General features: G+C 51.0%; 5 protein-coding genes. 4 read left to right on the plus strand and 1 reads right to left on the minus strand.

Annotated features, from left to right (window positions below; translation table 11 throughout):
- Positions 1-98: 98 nt before the first annotated feature.
- The 4 genes from ABUL11_RS10890 (at position 99) to ABUL11_RS10905 (ending at position 3,868) form a co-directional block, all read left to right on the plus strand.
- Complete coding sequence (locus ABUL11_RS10890) at positions 99-1,847, plus strand: ABC transporter permease (protein WP_350283876.1); 1,749 nt, start codon at positions 99-101, stop codon at positions 1,845-1,847.
- A gap of 30 nt (positions 1,848-1,877) precedes the next feature.
- Positions 1,878-3,161, plus strand: a complete 1,284-nt coding sequence (locus tag ABUL11_RS10895; protein WP_350283877.1) for an ABC transporter ATP-binding protein — start codon at positions 1,878-1,880, stop codon at positions 3,159-3,161.
- A 114-nt stretch (positions 3,162-3,275) separates the two neighbouring features.
- Positions 3,276-3,521: an AbrB/MazE/SpoVT family DNA-binding domain-containing protein gene (locus tag ABUL11_RS10900; protein WP_276679087.1), complete on the plus strand. Its 246-nt coding sequence runs from the start codon at positions 3,276-3,278 to the stop codon at positions 3,519-3,521.
- On the plus strand, positions 3,521-3,868 hold the full coding sequence (locus ABUL11_RS10905) for a type II toxin-antitoxin system PemK/MazF family toxin (RefSeq protein ID WP_350283878.1): 348 nt from the start codon (positions 3,521-3,523) through the stop codon (positions 3,866-3,868). Before ABUL11_RS10900 ends, ABUL11_RS10905 begins: the two co-directional genes overlap by 1 nt.
- A 208-nt stretch (positions 3,869-4,076) precedes the next feature.
- Here the strand turns inward: ABUL11_RS10905 and ABUL11_RS10910 are convergent.
- Positions 4,077-4,598: hypothetical protein (locus ABUL11_RS10910; RefSeq protein WP_350283879.1), on the minus strand; the 522-nt coding region annotated here is incomplete at its 5' end.

Here is a 4,598-nt window from a genome sequence, read left to right on the forward strand (position 1 = left end):
CCGTAATAATCAACCGGTGAGGCTGGTCCGGGGGTGTTACCCTGTTGTCATTCAGTGTAAACGAAATATACCGGAGTAGCAGTCGCGAGAGGGTGAAAATGAAGACACAGCACGAGTCAGCCAGATTATCTCATCGTTTTTCAGCGATATTCTGGGATCTCGTTGCCGCATTGCTGGTGCTTGGCATGGTGGTTTTTCTCGCCCAGACAAGTCGCGATCTCATGCAGCCTCTGGCCGGACCGGGGGAGACTGTTATCAGTCTTGAACCATCGGGTCTGCCGGAATATGTGCTACGCACGTCGCTCAGGATGCTTGCAGCGATGATACTGTCGCTGATTTTTACGTTCACCTATGCTACCTGGGCTGCCAAGAGCCGGCGTGCCGGGCAGGTTCTTATCCCGCTGCTCGATATCCTCCAGTCTGTACCGATACTTGGCTTTATTTCGGTTACGGTGGTTTTTTTCATGTCATTTGCTCCTGGAAAAATGCTGGGTGCCGAGCTGGCTGCCATCTTTGCCATTTTTACCAGTCAGGCCTGGAACATGGCGTTCAGTTTCTACCAGTCGCTGCGCACAGTTCCGACTGAACTTGTCGAAGTATCACGTTCTTTCCGGCTCAGTCCATGGATGCGCTTCTGGAAGCTTGAAGTACCTTTTGCAATGCCGGCACTCGTGTGGAATATGATGATGTCGATGTCGGCCGGCTGGTTTTTCGTCGTTGCTTCTGAGGCAATCAGCGTTGGAAACACCGTTGTCACGCTGCCGGGTATTGGTTCATATATCGCGCTGGCTATTGACCAGCGTGATCTTGGGGCTGTCGGCCGGGCAATCGCGGTCATGCTCATCGTGATTCTGATTTACGACCAGCTTCTGTTCAGACCGCTTGTGGCCTGGGTGGATCGCTTTCGTTTCGAACAGGAGGCCGATAGAAATCCGCCGCGTTCCTGGGTGTTGACGGCGCTGCGCCGGTCACGCTGGGTGGCAATGGCTGTTGTGCCACTGGTCAGGATGTGGCGATGGACTTATCGGGCAGGGACTGATGACGCCTCTCGGGAGCCGATCCGGCCTGCTTCCGTTCGAAATGCTGCGGGGTCAGATGTGATTTCGTGGCTCGACTGGCTGTGGTACGGTGCAATTGCTGTTATTTGTGCTCTTAGCATGTGGAAAATTACAGTTTTTGTCTTGCAGGGTGTAACACCGGATGAGGTCGGGACGACTGTTTTTCTTGGTTGTGTGACCATGGTGCGAGTCTTTGTACTGATTGCGGTCGCCAGTGTCATTTGGGTACCAGTCGGGGTCTGGATCGGATTGCATCCGGAGGCAGCGCGTATCATCCAGCCGGTCACCCAGTTTATGGCGGCATTTCCTGCCAATTTGTTGTTTCCGCTGGCTGTATCGGGAATAGTGGTGCTGCAGCTCGATCCGGACATCTGGCTGAGTCCGCTGATGATTCTCGGTACGCAGTGGTATATCTTGTTTAATGTCATTGCAGGCGCATCGACGATTCCGGGTGAGCTGCGGGATATCGGGATCAATCTGGGTGTCCGGGGCTGGTTGTGGTGGCGGCGTATCGCGTTACCAGCGGTATTTCCCTTTTACATGACGGGTGCTGTTACTGCTTCTGGTGGATCATGGAATGCCAGCATCGTCGCGGAACTTGCCAACTGGGGAGACACTACCCTGAAGGCGAATGGCCTCGGTGCCTATATCGCAGAGGCGACTGCAGCCGGCGATTTTCACCGTATCGTTCTCGGGATTGCGGTCATGAGTGCGTTCGTTGTCCTTATCAATCGTCTGTTCTGGCTCCCGCTCTATATACTGGCCGAACGCAAATTCCGCCTGGGCTGAAAGGAGGTTCACATCGACATTGTTCCATTGTTGGATATCCGTAGCGTTCGCAAATCATTTCGCAAACCGGATGGCAGCGAGTTACTCGTGCTCGATGGAATCGATTTCACGCTGGGTGAAGGCGAAATTATCGGTTTGCTGGGTCGTTCGGGTTCGGGTAAATCCACATTGTTGAGGTTGATTGCCGGGCTTGCGCCGCCATCGGCCGGCTCCGTTATTTATCTCGGTAATGAAGTAACAGCGCCACCCCCGGGTATTGCCATGGTATTCCAGGGGTTTGCCCTGTTTCCCTGGCTGACCGTGCTGGAGAACGTGCAACTGGGTCTGGAAGCACTGGGACTTTCAACAGGCGAGCTACACCGGCGTGCAATCGAAGCGATCGATCTGATCGGGCTCGATGGTTTCGAATCAGCCTATCCGCGTGAATTATCGGGTGGCATGCGCCAGCGTGTTGGTTTTGCACGCGCACTGGTCGTTCATCCCAATATCCTGCTCATGGATGAGCCGTTCTCGGCACTCGATGTGCTGACGGCGGAAACGCTGCGTACCGACTTTCTCGATCTCTGGTCAGAAGGCCAGCTTCCCATCAAGGGGGTGATCCTTGTCACGCACAATATTGAGGAAGCTGTGCTGATGTGCGATCGTATTCTTATTTTCGGCAGTAATCCCGGCCGTATCCTCAATAAAATCAAAGTTGAACTGCTGCATCCGCGCGCGCGTCTCGATCCGGCGTTTCGCGATCTGGTCGAACGTATCTATGTGGAAATGACAACCCGGGTGGTTTCAGTTCACGCCGGTAAACGAACAGAATATTTCCCGGGAACGGGTATCGGGACAATCCTGCCTCATGTATCCTCGAACTCACTGGCCGGCTTGCTCGAAGCGGTAGCAGCTGCTCCTTACGATGGTGAAGCGGATCTTCCTGTGATTGCCTCGTCTTTGCACATGGAGATCAATGAATTATTTCCGGTTGCCGAGACGCTGCAAATGCTGCGCTTTGCCGAGGTAGTAGGGGGAGATATCAGGCTGACCGCGGAAGGACGACAGTTTGCCGATTTCGATACTGACTGGCGCAAGCATCTTTTTGCCCGGCATCTGCTGACTTATGTTGCGCTGGCAGCCCACATCCGGCGTGTACTCGATGAACGGCCAGTGCATCAGGCACCGTGGAGCCGGTTCGCTGATGAACTGGAGGACTATATGCCGCCTGCTGCGGCCGTACAGACCTTGCGTACCATTATTACCTGGGGACGCTACGCAGAGATTTTTTCATATGACGATGAGAAACAGGTTTTCAGTCTGGATAATCCTTAAGGAGTCTCTGATCGTGGTGAATAGTAATCCCTTTCTTATTACACTGAATAATCCTACTTTAATAAAACATTTAGTTATACTAAAATAGGACTTTATGATAAACAGGAGGTTGCTATGCTTCAAACTTTACGCAAGGCCGGTGGTTCGCTTGTCATGACAGTGCCCAAGTCTTTTATCGAACAGAACGGGCTGAGTGAAGGTTCTCAGGTTGAGCTTCATCTTCACGGGAAGAAGATGACCGTCGAAGCACCGGCTCGACCGCGTTACAAGCTGGCTGACCTGATGGCGGAAATGCCGAAGGGATTACCGCGTGTTGAAGGCTGGGATGAAATGTCTCCCGTCGGACTGGAAGACAGCTGATGACATACCTGCCGAACCGTGGCGACATCGTACATCTTGATTTTGATCCATCCTCCGGCCGGGAGATAAAAGGCCCTCACTTTGGCCTTATTTTAAGCGGTAAGCTTTTTAACCAGCGAGGACTGGCAATGATCTGCCCGATTTCTCAGGGTGCTGCCGCTGCTGCCCGTACCTACGGGACGGTGGTCACCCTGATGGGTGCAGGAACTGACACTCAAGGTGCGGTATATTGCCACCAGTTGAAGTCTTTGGATTGGCAAGTGCGGAATGTGCGTTTCAAGGAAAGTGTACCGCAGCATATTCTTGATGAAGTCCTGGCCAGGGTGGAGGCTATTCTGTTTGAATAGAACCCCCCGAGAACAGGCGAAAGCTCCTATTTTATTCAGCAAACTGTACTTGGGTTTTCACCTGGCGTAATCCCGCGTTGATAAGCGCCGTTAATGCGCTGAACTACTGTTTCCCAGCGTCTTTATCAATATGCCAACAGGATTGATTCTGTCAGCCATTTGTATTTGTTCATTCAACTTTATTTTTGCCAGTAAGTATTTGTATTGACTATATTGATATCCTGTTTTCATTAACGGGCTTTACTTCATTTTCATCATCGTTTTCCTTATGATTTGTCCCTATTCTGTCTAAATCAGGCATCCCCATTATCGGCGAATACATGATGTCGTTTATATCGGTTGATCGTTTCCACCCAAAATATTGCTCACCAATTGCACGCTTGCACATCTTATAAAGCCTGTTAAGTACAAGGTGATTAACTACCGGTTTATCGTCTACGAATTCAATCATTCTGGCCATTGAAACAACTGAAACCCTCATTTCCGAGTGATGCATTGAGAATTGAAATCGGAAAGCACCGGTTTCCGAGTTGATATCTCTCGTTGTAAGAAGAACGTACATCGTGTTTTTAGATGATCCTGGCAATCTTGTGACTATTGGATAAGATTTTTCAATGATGCTGTCTCCAGACAATTGTCTTGTTCCAGGTAAGGTAACAGCTTCTAAATCTCCTAGTCGGACACTGCTTTTTACCCATATTTTCATATCATCAGACAGAATTTTCGATAA

Source organism: Nitrosomonas sp., assembly GCF_040256045.1.
In the GTDB taxonomy this organism is placed as follows: domain Bacteria; phylum Pseudomonadota; class Gammaproteobacteria; order Burkholderiales; family Nitrosomonadaceae; genus Nitrosomonas.